The sequence below is a fragment of the Streptococcus penaeicida genome (genome assembly GCF_002887775.1).
Lineage (GTDB): Bacteria > Bacillota > Bacilli > Lactobacillales > Streptococcaceae > Streptococcus > Streptococcus penaeicida.
The window spans coordinates 1-385 of the sequence record NZ_LOCM01000060.1; the positions used below are offsets into that span (position 1 = coordinate 1).

A 385-nucleotide genomic window follows, 5' to 3' on the forward strand; every position below is an offset into this window, starting at 1 on the left:
AATGCCGGCTACATGATTTGAACACGCGACCCTCTGATTACAAATCAGATGCTCTACCAACTGAGCTAAGCCGGCTAAAGTTTTATGCGGGTTAAGGGACTTGAACCCCCACGCCGTTAAGCGCCAGATCCTAAATCTGGTGCGTCTGCCAATTCCGCCAAACCCGCTGTGATGACCCGTACTGGGCTCGAACCAGTGACCCATTGATTAAAAGTCAATTGCTCTACCAACTGAGCTAACGAGTCTTATCATCATTTAATGTTTTTAATTGATTTTCTTCAATAAATTTTATAAGTCCACCAGACTTATAAAACGGTCCCGACGGGAATCGAACCCGCGATCTTCGCCGTGACAGGGCGACGTGATAACCGCTACACTACGGGAC

General features: G+C 47.3%; 4 tRNA genes. All 4 read right to left on the bottom strand.

The features are described 5' to 3' along the window. Positions 1–2 precede the first annotated feature (2 nt). Positions 3–75 (bottom strand) — tRNA-Thr (locus AT575_RS10220). 10 nt (positions 76–85) lie between these two features. Continuing rightward, positions 86–167, bottom strand: a tRNA-Leu gene (locus AT575_RS10225). A gap of 5 nt (positions 168–172) precedes the next feature. Then, positions 173–245, bottom strand: a tRNA-Lys gene (locus AT575_RS10230). A gap of 68 nt (positions 246–313) precedes the next feature. Continuing rightward, positions 314–385 (bottom strand) — tRNA-Asp (locus tag AT575_RS10235).